The 14,558-nt window shown below is 63.9% G+C and carries 13 protein-coding genes, 1 tRNA gene, 1 pseudogene and 1 riboswitch; of the genes and pseudogenes, 11 read left to right on the top strand and 4 right to left on the bottom strand.

The genetic code is table 11. The annotated features are described in order from the left end of the window. Positions 1–143, bottom strand: a pseudogene (glyA, locus tag NOV72_RS23055) (serine hydroxymethyltransferase); the annotation flags it as partial. Positions 144–309: 166 nt separating this feature from the next. Beyond that, positions 310–408: riboswitch (ZMP/ZTP riboswitch) on the bottom strand. Positions 409–614: 206 nt separating this feature from the next. Here glyA and ydfG point away from each other — a divergent pair. The 10 genes from ydfG (at position 615) to NOV72_RS23005 (ending at position 8,553) form a co-directional block, all read left to right on the top strand. Continuing rightward, positions 615–1,361, top strand: a complete 747-nt coding sequence (ydfG, locus tag NOV72_RS23050) for a bifunctional NADP-dependent 3-hydroxy acid dehydrogenase/3-hydroxypropionate dehydrogenase YdfG (RefSeq protein ID WP_106856874.1) — start codon at positions 615–617, stop codon at positions 1,359–1,361. 127 nt (positions 1,362–1,488) lie between these two features. Then, entirely contained in the window at positions 1,489–1,950 is a 462-nt protein-coding gene (ybgC, locus tag NOV72_RS23045) for a tol-pal system-associated acyl-CoA thioesterase (RefSeq protein ID WP_106856873.1), read from the top strand. Positions 1,951–2,116: 166 nt separating this feature from the next. Further along, positions 2,117–2,794 carry a protein TolQ gene (gene tolQ / locus NOV72_RS23040; RefSeq protein WP_016346195.1) on the top strand — a complete coding sequence of 226 codons (678 nt, stop codon included), beginning with the start codon at positions 2,117–2,119 and terminating at the stop codon, positions 2,792–2,794. Positions 2,795–2,807: 13 nt separating this feature from the next. Next, a complete protein-coding gene (tolR, locus tag NOV72_RS23035) occupies positions 2,808–3,251 on the top strand; it encodes a protein TolR (RefSeq protein WP_106856872.1) in 444 nt (147 codons plus the stop codon). Further along, positions 3,248–4,339 (top strand): cell envelope integrity protein TolA, encoded by a 1,092-nt coding sequence (tolA, locus tag NOV72_RS23030; protein WP_106856871.1) that lies wholly within the window; start codon positions 3,248–3,250, stop codon positions 4,337–4,339. The genes tolR and tolA overlap by 4 nt, the downstream gene beginning before the upstream one ends. A 118-nt stretch (positions 4,340–4,457) precedes the next feature. Next, complete coding sequence (tolB, locus tag NOV72_RS23025; RefSeq protein WP_106856870.1) at positions 4,458–5,750, top strand: Tol-Pal system beta propeller repeat protein TolB; 1,293 nt, start codon at positions 4,458–4,460, stop codon at positions 5,748–5,750. 55 nt (positions 5,751–5,805) lie between these two features. Continuing rightward, entirely contained in the window at positions 5,806–6,312 is a 507-nt protein-coding gene (pal, locus tag NOV72_RS23020) for a peptidoglycan-associated lipoprotein Pal (RefSeq protein ID WP_106856869.1), read from the top strand. A gap of 36 nt (positions 6,313–6,348) precedes the next feature. After that, positions 6,349–7,098: a tol-pal system protein YbgF gene (gene ybgF, locus NOV72_RS23015; RefSeq protein WP_106856868.1), complete on the top strand. Its 750-nt coding sequence runs from the start codon at positions 6,349–6,351 to the stop codon at positions 7,096–7,098. A 145-nt stretch (positions 7,099–7,243) separates the two neighbouring features. Next, positions 7,244–7,319 (top strand) — tRNA-Lys (locus tag NOV72_RS23010). 148 nt (positions 7,320–7,467) lie between these two features. Then, on the top strand, positions 7,468–8,553 hold the full coding sequence (locus NOV72_RS23005; protein ID WP_106856867.1) for a helix-turn-helix transcriptional regulator: 1,086 nt from the start codon (positions 7,468–7,470) through the stop codon (positions 8,551–8,553). A gap of 61 nt (positions 8,554–8,614) precedes the next feature. On the opposite strand, the gene NOV72_RS23000 is transcribed toward NOV72_RS23005, so the two are convergent. Next, positions 8,615–12,073: an ATP-binding protein gene (locus NOV72_RS23000; RefSeq protein ID WP_106856866.1), complete on the bottom strand. Its 3,459-nt coding sequence runs from the start codon at positions 12,071–12,073 to the stop codon at positions 8,615–8,617. A gap of 3 nt (positions 12,074–12,076) precedes the next feature. Further along, a complete protein-coding gene (locus tag NOV72_RS22995) occupies positions 12,077–13,333 on the bottom strand; it encodes a metallophosphoesterase family protein (RefSeq protein WP_106856865.1) in 1,257 nt (418 codons plus the stop codon). A gap of 171 nt (positions 13,334–13,504) precedes the next feature. Here NOV72_RS22995 and NOV72_RS22990 point away from each other — a divergent pair, with 171 nt between their 5' ends. Beyond that, positions 13,505–13,759 (top strand): hypothetical protein, encoded by a 255-nt coding sequence (locus NOV72_RS22990; protein WP_106856864.1) that lies wholly within the window; start codon positions 13,505–13,507, stop codon positions 13,757–13,759. Here NOV72_RS22990 and rsmA read toward each other — a convergent pair. Further along, positions 13,741–14,556, bottom strand: a complete 816-nt coding sequence (rsmA, locus tag NOV72_RS22985) for a 16S rRNA (adenine(1518)-N(6)/adenine(1519)-N(6))-dimethyltransferase RsmA (RefSeq protein ID WP_106856863.1) — start codon at positions 14,554–14,556, stop codon at positions 13,741–13,743. The genes NOV72_RS22990 and rsmA overlap by 19 nt on opposite strands. Between the last annotated feature and the right edge of the window lie 2 nt (positions 14,557–14,558).

Below are 14,558 nucleotides of genomic sequence, written 5' to 3'. Positions count from 1 at the left end.
TGCGCGGCCATCACGGCCGGGCTCGTGTAGTTTTCCGACGCGATCAGCTCGATGTGATCTTCCTGGCGGCGGTTTTCCTGCTCGATCGCCTTGAGCAATTCGGGATCGACATTGGCGAGGGTACTTTCGGCTCTGTCAAACATACGTTTTCCGTGAGATCAAAACAGGTTGACCGGATCGCGCGTGCGCCACGTTTGAAGCAGACGCAAAAGACGCTGGAAACCGAGGGAGTCCAGGCGCGACGGATAGAGGATGAATCCGGTTTCGCGGAACGGACAGCCACCGGCAACGCAACGACGGCGTGCGGATCTCAGCTGCCCAGGCGAACGGCACAACGACGCTCCGCGCTTCCTGGTGGGTCGCTCCACCTTGAATCCGAAGATTCTATCGCCAGTCACGCGGGGTTTGAGCGTTGTAGTGTAATGGGCGGAGATGCTTTAGGCAACCGGCTTTCCGACCATTTCGGGGCGCGCATCGACGCCATTAAAGCACGATCGTTCGCACCCGCGTTTGCTTGCCGCGCCGCATCAATGGAAGTACGCTTTGCGCCGTTGACGGACGCGCTTCCCGGCGCGTTCCGGCTTTGCCCATCTCATTCCGTTCGGAGTCCGCTCATGATCGTTTTTGTCACCGGCGCGTCTGCCGGATTCGGCGCCGCCATCGCGCGCACTTTCGTGAAAGGCGGCCATCGCGTGATCGCGGCCGCGCGCCGCAAGGAGCGTCTCGTCGCGCTGTCGAACGAACTCGGCGACGCGCTCCTGCCCGTCGAGCTCGACGTGCGCGACGAAAACGCGGTCCGCCATGCCGTCGCGTCGCTGCCGGAAAGCTTCGCTCAAATCGATGTGCTCGTGAACAACGCCGGTCTCGCGCTCGGTCTCGAACCCGCGCAACGCGCGAATCTCGACGACTGGAAGAACATGATCGACACGAATTGCACCGGTCTCGTGACCGTCACGCATGCGGTCCTTCCGGGCATGATCGAAAGAAATCGCGGCCACGTGTTCAATATCGGCTCCGTGGCCGGCACGTATCCGTATATCGGCGGCAATGTGTATGGCGCGTCCAAAGCGTTCGTGCGGCAGTTCAGCCTGAACCTGCGTGCCGATGTCGCCGGCACCGCGCTTCGCGTGACCGATATCGAACCCGGCCTCGTGGGCGGCACCGAATTTTCCAGCGTGCGCTTCAAGGGCGACGACAGCAAGGCCGCGACCGTCTACCAGGACGTGCAGGCGCTCACGCCCGAGGACATCGCCGATGCGATCTACTGGATCGCGACGCGTCCGGCGCACGTCAACATCAACGCGATCGAGATGATGCCGGTCGCCCAGACCTTCGCTCCGTTGCAAATTCACCGCGGCTGATTCCGAGTTATGCCTAAGGATTTGGCAGTCGTGCTTCGGGTTCCGGTAAAATGCCGCCGATGAATATTTGTCAAAAAGCAAGCCGGAGTGTCCCTGAGCGCTTCCGCGCGAGCGGAGCGGCGCAAAGGTGAGTGATCCGTTGACTTTCGAATGGCCGGTTCGGGTGTATTACGAGGACACCGACGCCGGCGGAATCGTCTTCTACGCGAACTACCTGAAGTTCTTCGAGCGGGCGCGCACCGAATGGCTGCGCGCGTGCGGCATCGACCAGCAGCGGCTCGCGGATTCGAACGGCATCGTGTTCGTCGTGAGACGCACGTCCGTCGAATATTCGTCGCCGGCGCGTCTGGATGACGTCATTCGCGTCGTGAGCCGCATCGAACGGCTTGGCCGCGCATCGGTCGATTTTCATCAGGAAGCGTGGCGCGACGGCGTGCTGCTCGCGAGCGGCGACATTCGCGTTGCGTCGGTGGATCGCGCGTCGGTTCGTCCGGCCGCCATTCCGGAAGCGGTGCTCGCCGGATTGAAGCGCGGTCCGCACGCCGCGCTCGCCAACGCGTCATGCGGCGCAAACCCGGATCGAGCCTGAACGATGAACTCATCGCACCCCGAAGCGAACCAAGGACATCGGGAACAGAGGAAGCACTAACGAGCATGAGCCGGCCACGGCGCGGCTTTCGTTTGATTCACATCCTTTTCACGAAAGCATGACGCTTTGACCGGACGCCCCTTTCGGGACGTAACAGCGGACCTTTATGAACAATACACAAGACCTGTCGATCGTTTCTCTCGTCATTCACGCGAGCCTGCTCGCGCAGGCCGTGATGGCGCTGCTGCTGCTGCTGTCGCTGCTGTCGTGGACCTTCATTTTCCGCAAGTGGTTCGCCATTCGCCGCGCGCGCGCGCAAACCGAGCGTTTCGAGCGCGATTTCTGGTCGGGCGGCGACCTGCAGGCGCTGTATCAAAGCGCGGCGAACAACCGTCACACCATCGGCGCGCTGGAGCGTATCTTCGAATCCGGCATGCGCGAATTTCTGAAGGGCAAGGAGCGCCGCATCACCGATCCGGGCGCGATCCTCGACGGCTCCCGCCGCGCAATGCGCGCCGCCTTCCAGCGCGAAATGGACGTGCTCGAAGCGAATCTCGCGTTTCTCGCTTCGGTCGGCTCGGTGAGTCCGTATATCGGTCTCTTCGGCACCGTCTGGGGGATCATGAATTCGTTCCGCGGCCTCGCCAACGTTCAACAGGCGACGCTCGCGAACGTGGCGCCGGGCATCGCCGAGGCGCTCGTCGCCACCGCGATCGGCCTCTTCGCCGCGATTCCGGCCGTGGTCGCATACAACCGTTACGCGCACGATATCGATCGCCTGGCGATCCGCTTCGAGACCTTCATCGAAGAGTTCTCGAACATCCTGCAGCGTCAGGCGCACTAAGAAGGAGTCCGCGATGGCAGGCCCCATTCGTTCCAGCATGCGCGGCAGTTCGCGCCGCGCGATGGCCGACATCAACGTCGTGCCGTACATCGACGTGATGCTCGTGCTGCTCGTCATCTTCATGGTGACGGCGCCGCTCGTTTCGCCATCCATCATCAATCTGCCGACCGTCGGCAACGCGCAACCGCAGGAGCAGCAGCCGCCGCTCGTCATCAACATCAAGGCGGACGGCAGCATGAACATCCGTTACAAGGAAGACGGCGGCGCGACGCAGGAGCAGAAAATGACGAAGGATGCGCTGAACACCTTCGTGCTCAATCGTCAGGAATCGCATCCGGATCAGCCCGTCGTGATCGCGGCGGACAAGACCGTGAAGTATGAAGTCGTGATGAACGTGATGTCCGATATGAAGGCGCGCGGCGTCAAGCGCGTCGGATTGCTCGTCAAATCGCAATGACCCTTTTGCACAGGCAGACACGCGCATCGTCCGCGCGACCGATCCGCCCGCCGCGCGAGCGTGGCACGGGCAAGGCGTTCGCGCTCGCGGCGTTGATGCATCTGCTGCTCGGCTGGCTGCTGTACCACGGCATCAACTGGCAGAACAACACGCCCGCCGGCTCGGAAGCCGAAATCTGGACCGAGATTCCGGATACGTCCGCCCCGACGCCCCGCCCCGCTCCGCCGCCGCCCGCGCCGGTGAAGGTGCAGCCCGCGCCGCCGCCCGCGAAGGACGAGGACGCGGACATCGCGTTGCAGGAAAAGAAGCGCAAGCAGCAGGAAGCGGCCGCGCGTGAAGCGCAACTCGCGGAGCAGCGCCGTCAGCAGGAACAGGCTCGTCAGGACGCGGAAGCAAAGCGTCAGCAGCAACTCGCCGAGCAAGCCGCCAGCCAGAAAGCGATGCAGGACAAGCAGAAGCAGATCGAGCAGCAGCGTCAGGCCGAACTGCAAAAGCAGCAACAGAAGGCGCAGCAGGACAAGCAGCGTCAGCAACAGCAGGCCGAAGCGCAGAAGCAGGAACAGCTCAAGGATCAGAAGGAACAGCAGGAAGCCAAGGCGAAGGCCGACGCGCAAGCGAAGGCCAAGGCTGAAGCCGACGCGAAAACCAAGGCGGCGGCGCAGGCGAAAGCCAAGGCCGATGCGGAAGCGAAGGCGAAGCTCGATGCCGAACGCAAGGCTCGTCTCTCGCAGTTGCAGGGTCAGTTGGGCGGTGGTTCGGCGGGCAGTGGCGAAGGGCTGGCGAAGAGCGGCACCGGCAAGGGCGCGGGCGGCAATGCGACCTCGCCGGGGTACGCCGAGAAGGTGCAGCGCCGCGTGCGGCCGAACATCGTGTGGGCGGGTGAAACTGCCGGGCTCGAGACCGTGGTGTCGGTGCGCTGCTCGCCGACGGGCACGCTGCTGTCGGCGAACGTCACGCGCTCGAGCGGCAACGAGCAATGGGATCAGGCAGCGTTGCGCGCGGTGCAGCGCTCGGATCCGATGCCCGTCGACATCGACGGCAAGGCGCCCGGTTCGTTCACGATCACGCTGCGCCCCGCCGGAGGCTGATTCGGCGCTTGCGTAATCGATGCGAGAGCCGCACCGGGCGGGAACGAATTGTGCGACCGCGGGTCTGTTCTGCAATCCGCGGACACTTGAAAACGCTTTTATCTGGAACCTATACAGCATGAGTTTGATGACGAAGCTTGGCCTGAGAACGCTGGTCGCGTCCTGCCTGATCGCAGCCGGCACCGCCGCGCACGCCCAGTTGAACGTACTCGTGACCGGCGTCGGTTCGACCCAGTTTCCGATCGCGACAGCCAATTTCGCCAACGAAGCGAATTCGCCGCAGCAGGTCAGCGCAATCATTCGCCAGGATCTGCAGAGAAGCGGCAAGTTCACGAATATCGACGCGGGCGGCACGCCGGTGTCGGAGACCGATTCGGTCGATCTCGGCGCCTGGAAGGCAAAGGGCGCGGACGCATTCGTGTCCGGCAGCGTGAACAAGCTGCCGAACGGCCAGTACGAAGTGCGCTTCCGTCTCTATGACACGGTCAAGCAGCAGAATCTCGGCGGCCTGTCGCTCGTCAGCGCCGAAAGCGGTCTGCGCATGAGCGCGCACAAGATCGCGGACTACATCTACGCGAAGCTGCTCGGCGGCCGCGGCGTGTTCGCGACGCGTCTGTCCTATGTCATTCAGACGGGCGGGCGTTATCAGCTGCAAATTTCGGATTCGGACGGACAGGACGCGAAGATCGCGCTGTCGAGCCCGGAACCGATCATTTCGCCGGCATGGTCGCCGGACGGCACGAAGGTCGCGTATGTGTCGTTCGAAAAGAAGAAGCCGGTGGTGTACATCCACGATCTGCCGACGGGACGTCGCGTGGTCGTGTCGAATCAGAAGGGCAACAACAGCGCACCGGCGTGGTCGCCTGATGGCCGCAAGCTCGCGGTCGCGCTTTCGCGTACCGGCAACACGCAGATTTTCGAGGTCAACGCAGACGGCTCCGGCCTGCGCCGTCTGACACAAGGCAGTTCCATCGACACCGAGCCGTACTTCTCTCCCGATGGCAACTGGATTTATTTCACGAGCGATCGCGGCGGCCAACCGCAGATCTACAAGATGCCGGCGGCGGGTGAAAGCGCCGGCGCGGCCCAGCGGGTCACGTTTGCAGGCGCGTACAACACGAGCCCGCGCGTGAGTCCGGACGGCAAGCAACTCGCGTACATTTCGCGCACTGGCGGCGGCTTCAAGCTGTATCTGCAGGACCTCGCGTCCGGCACGGCAACGGGGCTGACCGACACGACGCATGACGAATCGCCGAGCTTCGCGGCGAATGGTCAGTACATCCTCTACGCCACCCAAGTGAACGGACGTGGCGTGTTGGCAGCCGTTTCGACCGATGGTCGCACGCGGCAAGTCTTGTCCGTACAGGGCGGTGCGGTGCGCGAGCCGTCCTGGGGTCCGTTCATGCAATAAGTCCAGCAATAACGTTTCACAAACAACGTTCAGCTACAACACAAGGAGAGGTACCATGATGTCGAAACTTCGTATCGGCCTGGCAGTTGCGATGGTCGGCGCATTGGCGGCGTGTCATTCGGGCGTGAAGCTCGACGAAGGCCAGAACAAGGGTGCAGTCAGCACGCAGCCGAACCCGACGGACGTGAAGCAGGTCAACATCGACCCGCTCAATGACCCGAACAGCCCGCTCGCGAAGCGCAGCATCTATTTCGACTTCGACAGCTACGCCGTGAAGGACGACTATCAGCCGCTGCTGCAACAACACTCGTCGTATCTGAAGAGCCATCCGGAGCGTCACGTCCTGATCCAGGGCAACACCGACGAGCGCGGCACGAGCGAGTACAACCTGGCGCTCGGCCAGAAGCGTGCGGAAGCCGTGCGTCGTGCAATGTCGCTGATGGGCGTCGCCGATTCGCAGATGGAAGCCGTGAGCCTCGGCAAGGAAAAGCCGACGGCGACGGGTCACGACGAATCGTCGTGGGCACAGAACCGCCGTGCGGACCTCGTGTACCAGCAGTAATCAACTTAACGTAACCAGTCACGGGTGAGTCGCCCTATGTTGTATCGCTTTCCCTTGCTGCGCGCGGCCGCAGCCGCGTGCGTACTCGGTTCGACGATGCTGAGCGTGCCCGCGCACGCCGGCGTCTTCGACGATAACGAAGCGCGTAAAGCCGTGCTCGACCTGCGCACGAAGACCGACAGCCTGTCCAATCAGTTGCAGGCGGCGCAGCGCACGATCCTCGATCAATCGAACCGTATCGACCAGCTCAACCAGCAGGTTGCCACGCTTCGCGGCCAGAACGAGGATCTGGCCAATCAGGTCGGAACGCTGCAGAAGCAGCAGAAGGACTATTACGCCGATCTCGACACGCGCTTGAAGAAGTTCGAGCCGCAGCAAGAGACGGTCGACGGCGTAACAGGTTCCGTGCAGCCCGGCGAGACGGAGGCGTTCAACGCAGCGTCGACTCAATTCCGTAACGGTGACTACAAGAACGCCGCAGCGTCGTTCAAGTCGTTCGTGGCGAAGTATCCGCAGAGCCCGTATCAGCCCACGGCTCGTTACTGGCTCGGCAATGCGCTTTATGCGCAGCGCGACTACAAGGGATCGACGGCAATCTGGCAAGACCTGGTGAAGAGCTATCCGACGCATCCGCGAGCGCCCGAGGCGTTGCTCGCAATCGCGAACAACCAGATCGAGCAAGGTCAGAAGGCGGCTGCCAAGCAGACGCTTCAACAGATCATCTCGCAGTACGGCGGTACCGAAGTCGCGCAGACCGCGCAGAGCAAGATGTCGCAGGTGAAGTAAAGCGGAGCATCATTGTTTCGCGCCTCTCGAGGAGAATGCCCGCGCGCAGTCAAGCTGCGGGCGTTTTTCTTTCGAAAATCAGGCCGTTCTTCGCCAAACCGGGTTGACGGCTCTGAGAATTTGAGATTATAATTTCGCCTCTTTCGGGTCGTTAGCTCAGCTGGTAGAGCAGCGGACTTTTAATCCGTTGGTCACAGGTTCGAATCCCGTACGGCCTACCAAAGAATCAGGCAGAAAGCCCAGTCATTGCGACTGGGCTTTTTGTTTTGCGCGCCCGGTTCGCGTCAAGCCAGCCCCTCTTTCCCATCGAGACACAAACTGTCTCAACTCTTCCTATAATCGGAGTCATTCCCGCCCCTTCCCGCCCAAATGACCTCCAGCCTCGACGAAGCCATTCTCCGCGTGCTGCCCACCGAACGGGACGCAACCGCCTGGCTCTCGACGCCCGAAATCCGCAGGCGTCTCGAAGAGCGCGGCCATCGCGTCGGGTATACGAAGAAGGTGCAGCGTCATCTGAGCGCGCTGGAAGCCGACGCGCGCGTCGTGTCGACGATCAACGGCCGCGAGTTGCTCTGGCAGCGCAAGCCGTGGCTGCACGGCCTGCAGGAAGGCGTCAGCGGCTTGATGAGCGCGTCGGAAGCGGTGGCGTTTCACATCCTTCAGCGCTTCGCGGGCAACAAGCTGCCGAACGTCGTGACGCGCGACATCGATCCGCTCTTCAAAGCCGCGGAATCGCGGCTCTCGCAGGAGAAGGCGGACAGCCGCATCTATCGCGCATGGGCGGACAAGATCGATTCCGTCGATGGCGCCTTCACGCTGATTCGTCCGAAGCTGCGTCCGGAAATCTTTCAGACCGTCGCGACCGCCACCTTCTTCGAGCGCGAATTGCTCGTGCAGTATCGCCCGGCGTACAAGGCGGAGCAAAAGCCCGAACAAGGCCACGATCCGAAGACGAAAACGCTCTGGCCGCTTGCGCTCGTCGAATCGGCCGGCGTGATGTACATGGTCGCGCAAGATCCGAATCGCGCGCCGCGTCCGGAGAAAGGCGAAACCGAATGGATGCGCACGCTCTACCGGCTCGATCGCATTCGTTCGGTGACGGAGTCCGGCGAGTCCTTCACCTATCCCGAGGATTTCAAGCTGCGCAAGTACATCGAGACGCAGCAGGTGTTCGACTTCCTGCCCGAGCCGCCGGTTCTGCTCGAACTCGCCTTCGAAGGCAACGCGGGTAATCAGTTGCGCGAATCGCCGATGTCGAAGGATCAGCAAATCGACACCCTTCCCGATGGCCGCATGAAAGTCACGGGCACGGTCACGCCGAGTCTCAAGCTGCGCTGGTGGCTGCGCGCGCTGGGCGCCGGCGTCGAGATTCTGGCGCCGCAAGCGCTGCGCGACGAATTCGCGGAGGACTATCGCAAGCTCGCGAGCCGCTACGGACAGGCTAAAGCGCGATGATCACCACGGGTGCAGCCAGCAGCGCCCGCGAAACGCTCATGCGGCTCGACCGCACGCCGCCTCAGCCCATATAACGCACGTTGACCTGCGGCCCGAACACCTCGCGCACGATATCGACCAGATGATCGTGGTGGCTCAGAAAAATCACCTGCGTACGTTTCGCGATCTGCGCAAGCACGCGCAGGCCGGCGCGCGCGCGGCCATCGTCGAAATTGATGAAGAGATCGTCGGCGACGAACGGCAACGCCGACGCCTTCTCGCCGTGTTCTTCCAGCGCCGCGAGCCGAAGCGCGAGGTAGAGCTGATCGCGCGTGCCTTCGCTCATTCCGGCGATGTCGACATGTTCGCCGCTCGCGCGGATCGCGGACAGCGCCATCGGCTGGCGATCGTAATCGACGACGAGCCGCGAGAACGTTCCCAGCGTCAACTCCGAGAAGATCGTGCTCGCGCGTGTGAGCATCGGGCCCTGGCGGCGCTCGCGATAGCGGTCGATCGCCCACTTGAGCAGCGTCGAAGCCGTCTCGACCTTGACGAAACGCTCGGCGGCATCGGCCATCGCGGCGAGCGCTTCCTGGCGCTTCGCTTCGGCGCGCGCCGCGTTCGCTTCGCCTGAAATGGCGTCGAGTTCGCGGCGCGCGGCATCGAGCGCGGCCGCGATGTCGGTCGCGATTTTCACCGACTCGGAAAGCGCCGCGCCGATGCGCGAAAGCTCCGCCGGCAAGTTCGGCATGTCCGCGCCCTCCACTTCCGCGACGAGCTCGTCGAGCGGCAAGCCATCGCCGCCCTTGATGAGCGCAGCGCGCGCATCGTCCACGGCCGCGATCAGCTCGCGCTTTTTCTGCGACTGAACGATCAGCGCCTGGAGCACGTCGGGTGTATCGACGCCGGCCAGATCGTAGAGCGGGCGAAGCATGGCCTTCGCTTCCTCCACGTCGGCGCGGGCGCGGCTCACCTCTTCATTCGCCGACGCATGCTCCTTCTTCAATCGCTCCAGGTCGGCGTGTGCGGCGCACGCGCGATCGAGACGCGCCGAGAGTTCCGTCGCGATCGCGTTCGCGTCGAGCGCCGCGAGCGACGCGTCGAGTTCGCGCGTGAGTTGCGACGCGTCGGCATCGAGTGCGGCGAGCGCGGTGCGCATGGCGTCGATCTGTCCGATGCGGATGTTTTCGATCTGCGACAGTTGCTCGCCGATTCGCTTCACGATCTCGATGGCCGCTTCAGCCGCCGCCTGCGAATCCGCCGCGTTCGCGAAACCCGCCTTCGCGATCGCCTCCGACCACTCGCGCCGCCAGCGCTCGAACGCTTCGCGAGCCGCTTTCGCCGCGCTTTGCCGCGCGATGCGCTCGGCTTGCGTTTCATCGAGTTGCGCCGACAGATGACGCCGCGTGACCGCAGCCTCGTCGATTGCGCCGATGTGCGTCTCCGCCACCTCGCACAGCATGTCGAGACCGGCACGCGCGTCGGTGTGCGCGCCCGTTTCCGTCAGATGCCGCGCGAGTTCTTCGCGACGCGCTTCGGCATCGGCGGATTCGCGCGCGAGTTCTTCGCTGCGCGCATCGAGCGTCTGCGCCGCGGCCAGCGCCTTGTCGCGCGATGCGATCCACGACGGCGCATCGTCGAGCGACAGGTCCGCGATCTGCGACTGCGCGGCGAGCGCGCGCCACGCGTCATCGAACGTCGTCAGCGCCAATTCGGCCTCGCGCGCGCCTTGCACGCGTCGCGCGAGCGTCGATTCTTCGCTCGCGACGCGGCGCTTCAGTGCCGCGAGCTGCGTCGCGTAGCCGACCGAGCCGAGCTGACGATCGGCCAGGCCGTCGGCCGAATGCATCGCGGTTTCGAAGCCGGATGCGGCTTCATCGAGCGCGACGCCGCCGGACTTGATCGCGTGCCACGCCGCATCGCGCGACGCACGTGCTTCGCGTACCTGATCGCCCGAGACGACATCGTGTGTTTCGAGCAGATCGTCGAGTTCGGTGCGCGTGACATGGAGCGTGTCCTGCGCTTCCTTCGCGCGATCGGCCGCGAGCGTCAGCCGCGACACAAGATCCTGCCGTTGCGCGCGCAAGGCGGCGAGGCGCTCGGCTGCCGGAAGCGTCATCGCTTTCAGTTCGTCGATCGAACGTGACCACCGGCCGAGCGACGCCATGCTCGCGTCGAGCAACTGCTTCGCGTCGCGTTTCGCGTCTTCGAGGCGCTTCATGGTCGCGCTCGTGTCGCGATACTTCTGCGCCGCACGCAACGCGGCGCGCAGGCCCGGCGGCACATCGCCGCTCGCGAGCGGCGCCAGCTTCGCTTTCAGCGTGTCGATTTGCGCCGCGCATTCGTCGGCGGCCTGCTCGGCCTTGCGCGCGGCGAGTTCGAGTCCGCCGCGTTCCAGCATCAGACTCGTGACCGTTTGCAGCGCGAGCGCGCCCGGCATCGCGCGTCGCGTGCCCGCCTCGTCCTGCGGCCAGCCGAGCTGCGCGCCGTCCTGCGCGATCTGGCGCAGACGCATCGCGACGTCCTGTTCGAGCCGCGCGATTTCGCTTGCGTGATTCGCGCAGCGCTGTCGCGTGGCGTCGAGCGCACGAATGCGCGTCTGCGCGGCGAGCAGCGCGTGATCGATGCGGATCGCGCCGAGATCCGCCTGCAACTGTTCGGCGGTTTTCGTGTGCACGTCGAGCGCGCCTTGCGCGGTCGCGTGCCGCTTCAGCGCGCTTTGCAAGGTCGCTTCGGCGTTCGCGGGCAGATCGACGACATCGCCCAGTTCGCGCAATTCCGCCGCCTTCTCGCGCCACACGTTCAGATACGGCGCGACGCGCCTCACGCGTTCCAGCTTGCCGCGCTGCGCTTCGAGTTCCGCGCGGTGCGCGTCCTGCTCGCGGCTTTTTTCCTCGTGCTCTTCCACGGCGCTGTGCGCGCGCGTCCACTTCGCGGTTCGCACGACGGCCAGCTTCAGTTCGTCCGTCGCTTCGTCGTATTGCTTCCGGCCGATGTTGTAGGTGCAGCCTGACTTCCGCTTCGCCCAAAGGCTTTCGGCTTCGTCCGCGAGACGCTGGCGCACGTCGCCGAGGCTCGCGATGCCCGCCGCCGATTGAAACAGCACCTGCCCGACATCGCTCGATGCATCGAGAATGGCGTCGCCGCCGCGCCGAAGCGCCTCGTGATTCAGGCAGTACATCTGCTCGAAGAAGCTCTTGTCGGCGGCGCCGAGAAACGTCGCCAGCGCGTCGGCGGGCAGCGCGCCGCCGGTCGGCGTCGAAAGCGATGACTTGCGGCTCTTCGTGCGATGAAACGTGAACGTCTCGCCGCCCGTTTCGATCGACGCACCCAGCCGCAGATCGCTTTGCGGATGCACGAACGCGAGCGGCGAGCTGTGCGGCATGCCGAAGAGCAGTTCGGAGATCGCGTTCTTGATCGTCGACTTGCCGGCCTCGTTCGGACCGACGACGAAGTGGAAATCGTGTTCCGCCGCCGGAAACTCGACGGCGTGATCGGTGAATTTGCCGTAGCGGATGAGTTCGAGCTTGCCGATGCGCATGGCTTACTCCGCGTCCGACAGTTGCGCGATCAGCCCCGAGCGCACTTCGCCGACGAGCTTCGCGAGTTCGCCGTTGCGCACGTGCTCGAGTTCGGGCACCGATTTCTGCAATTCGCTCGGCGCCTGCGACGCGAGCGCGATGAGCCGTTCCTTCAGCATGCTCAGAAACTCCGGGTCCGACTCGGCTTCGATCAGAAGACCGTGAAGATCGGCGAGCGCATCGGTGCGGCCGGTCGCGGGTTCGCTATGAACGAGCGGCTCGGTCGCGATCTTCACTCTTTCGAGCCAGAGCCGGTCGTGGCTGATCGCCGCGATCTGCGCGAGCACTTCCGCGCGCAGTTGCGTTTCGAGGCCGAACAGTGCGCCGTGCGCCTGCGTCGCGCCGGTGATCGTCACGCGCACCGCGTGCGGCACGGCCGAAACGGAAGACTCGACGAGCGCTTCGAGCGCACGCCCGACGGCCAGCGCGACTTCATCGAGCGTGCTCGCCTGCGATGCGTCCACCGCGATGGATTCCCACCGCAGCACGTCGATGAAAAGCCGCTCGACGCTCACCTCGTCCGTGTCCGATACCGTGACGATCACCGCGCCGCGTCTGCCGGTCTCGCGGATATTGCGCCCTTGCAGATTGCCCGGAAAAACGATGGTCGACGCTTCCCGCCAGATCGCGTAATCGTGCACGTGTCCGAGCGCCCAGTACTGATATTCCTTCGCGTGCAGTTCGGCGACGGAGCACGGCGCATAGCTCGCGTGCATCGAACCGCCTTCGAGCGCCGTATGCAGCACGCCGATGTTGAAATAGCCCGCCACCGGCGACGGATACGCGGTGACGAGATTCGTCGTGACCGCTTTTTCCTTGAAGCTGTGACCGTGCAAGGCGACCTTCAGACCGTCGATGCGAAATGTCTGCGGCTTTCTCGTCGAGAACGTGTGGACGTTGTCGGGCAATTGGAGCTGGCTCGTCATTTCGCTCTCGGCGTCGTGATTGCCGAAGAGCACGTAGACCGGAATGCCCGCGCGGCGCAAACGGCCCATTTCGCGGCAGAAAAAGATGCCTGTGTTGTGATCGCGCCAGGTGCCGTCGTAGAGATCGCCGGCGATCACCATGAAATCGACCTGTTCATCGACCGCCGCCGACACGAGCTTCGAAAAGGCTTCGCGCGTGGCATTGCGCAGCATGTCGGCGGGTGCGTCCGCGTAGGCGGAGAGGCCGTGCAGCGGGCTGTCGAGGTGGATGTCCGCCGCGTGGATGAAGCGCATGGGCTGTCTCCGTTGAAGGATGTCTTTCTGTGCCGCACCAATGGGGACGACGATCTTAGCAGCCGATTCGGACACATCGCGTCCTGATCGACGGCGCGCGTTCGGGACGCGGAATGTCCCGTCCCGCTCGCAGAATCCATCGCTCGGATTCAACGCGACACGAGGATATCGATGAACCAAACACTCGAGCGACACGCCACGATCACGAGCCCCTACACGCCGAGAAATGTCGATGCCGCGATCGGGCATCTGGAGCGCGTGCTGTCGGCGGAAAGCGCGAATTCGCTCTTCGGCCAGACCTATTGGCGCACGCGCGTGCAGCAGGTGAGCGCGACGCGCGGCTTGCAACACGGACAGCGCGCGCGACTGGAACGGCTGATGAAATTGCTCTCGGATGGCGGCTGCGCTCAGCCCTTCGAGCGCTGAACCGCCTGCGCCAGCGCGACGAATTCCGCCACCGGCACTTCTTCGGCGCGGCGCGTGAGATCGAAGCCGAGCGCGTCGAAATCGATCGTGTCGCGATACGCGCCCAGATTGTTGCGCAGCACCTTGCGGCGTTGCGCGAACGCGGCCTTCACGACGTCGCTCAATACGGCTTCATCGACTTCGGGCAACTCGTGCGGCGCGAACGGAATCATGCGCACGATCGCGGAATTCACCTTCGGCGGCGGATTGAACGACTCGGGCGGCACGTCGATCAGCTTGTCCATCACGTAGCGATATTGCAGCATCACCGAGAGACGGCCGTAATCCTTGCTCGCGGGCTCGGCGATCATGCGATCGACCACTTCGTCCTGCAGCATGAAGTGCTGGTCGATGACCTTGTGCGCGAACGTCGTCAGGTGAAACAGCAGCGGACTGGAAATGTTGTACGGCAGATTGCCGACGATGCGCAGCGTCGGCTTGTCGCCTTCCAGCGCCAGCGACGCGAAATCGAAATCGAGCGCATCGGCGGAATGCACGACGAGCCGGTCGCCGAAACGCTTTTCCAGACGGCCGATCAGATCGCGGTCCAGCTCGACCGCATGCAGCGGCGACTCCGGCGTGGCGAGCCGCCCGATCAGCGGCTCCGTCAATGCCGCGAGTCCCGGCCCGATCTCCACCATGCGCTCGCCGCGCTTCGGCGCGATCACGTCGACGATGGAATCGATCACGCCCTGATCGACGAGAAAGTTTTGCCCGAAGCGCTTGCGCGCGAAATGGCCTTGGTGTTTGGTCGACATAC

The organism is Caballeronia novacaledonica (genome assembly GCF_900258035.1).
GTDB lineage: Bacteria > Pseudomonadota > Gammaproteobacteria > Burkholderiales > Burkholderiaceae > Caballeronia > Caballeronia novacaledonica.
This window is presented reverse-complemented; position numbering and strand designations above follow the sequence as displayed.

Coding starts and splice junctions, on each gene's coding strand:
- NOV72_RS22990 (WP_106856864.1), top strand. CDS start 13,505: ATGAACCAAACACTCGAGCGACACGCCACGATCACGAGCCCCTACACG.
- tolB (WP_106856870.1), top strand. CDS start 4,458: ATGAGTTTGATGACGAAGCTTGGCCTGAGAACGCTGGTCGCGTCCTGC.
- ydfG (WP_106856874.1), top strand. CDS start 615: ATGATCGTTTTTGTCACCGGCGCGTCTGCCGGATTCGGCGCCGCCATC.
- NOV72_RS23000 (WP_106856866.1), bottom strand. CDS start 12,073: ATGCGCATCGGCAAGCTCGAACTCATCCGCTACGGCAAATTCACCGAT.
- pal (WP_106856869.1), top strand. CDS start 5,806: ATGATGTCGAAACTTCGTATCGGCCTGGCAGTTGCGATGGTCGGCGCA.
- NOV72_RS22995 (WP_106856865.1), bottom strand. CDS start 13,333: ATGCGCTTCATCCACGCGGCGGACATCCACCTCGACAGCCCGCTGCAC.
- ybgF (WP_106856868.1), top strand. CDS start 6,349: ATGTTGTATCGCTTTCCCTTGCTGCGCGCGGCCGCAGCCGCGTGCGTA.
- tolQ (WP_016346195.1), top strand. CDS start 2,117: ATGAACAATACACAAGACCTGTCGATCGTTTCTCTCGTCATTCACGCG.
- tolA (WP_106856871.1), top strand. CDS start 3,248: ATGACCCTTTTGCACAGGCAGACACGCGCATCGTCCGCGCGACCGATC.
- rsmA (WP_106856863.1), bottom strand. CDS start 14,556: ATGTCGACCAAACACCAAGGCCATTTCGCGCGCAAGCGCTTCGGGCAA.
- NOV72_RS23005 (WP_106856867.1), top strand. CDS start 7,468: ATGACCTCCAGCCTCGACGAAGCCATTCTCCGCGTGCTGCCCACCGAA.
- tolR (WP_106856872.1), top strand. CDS start 2,808: ATGGCAGGCCCCATTCGTTCCAGCATGCGCGGCAGTTCGCGCCGCGCG.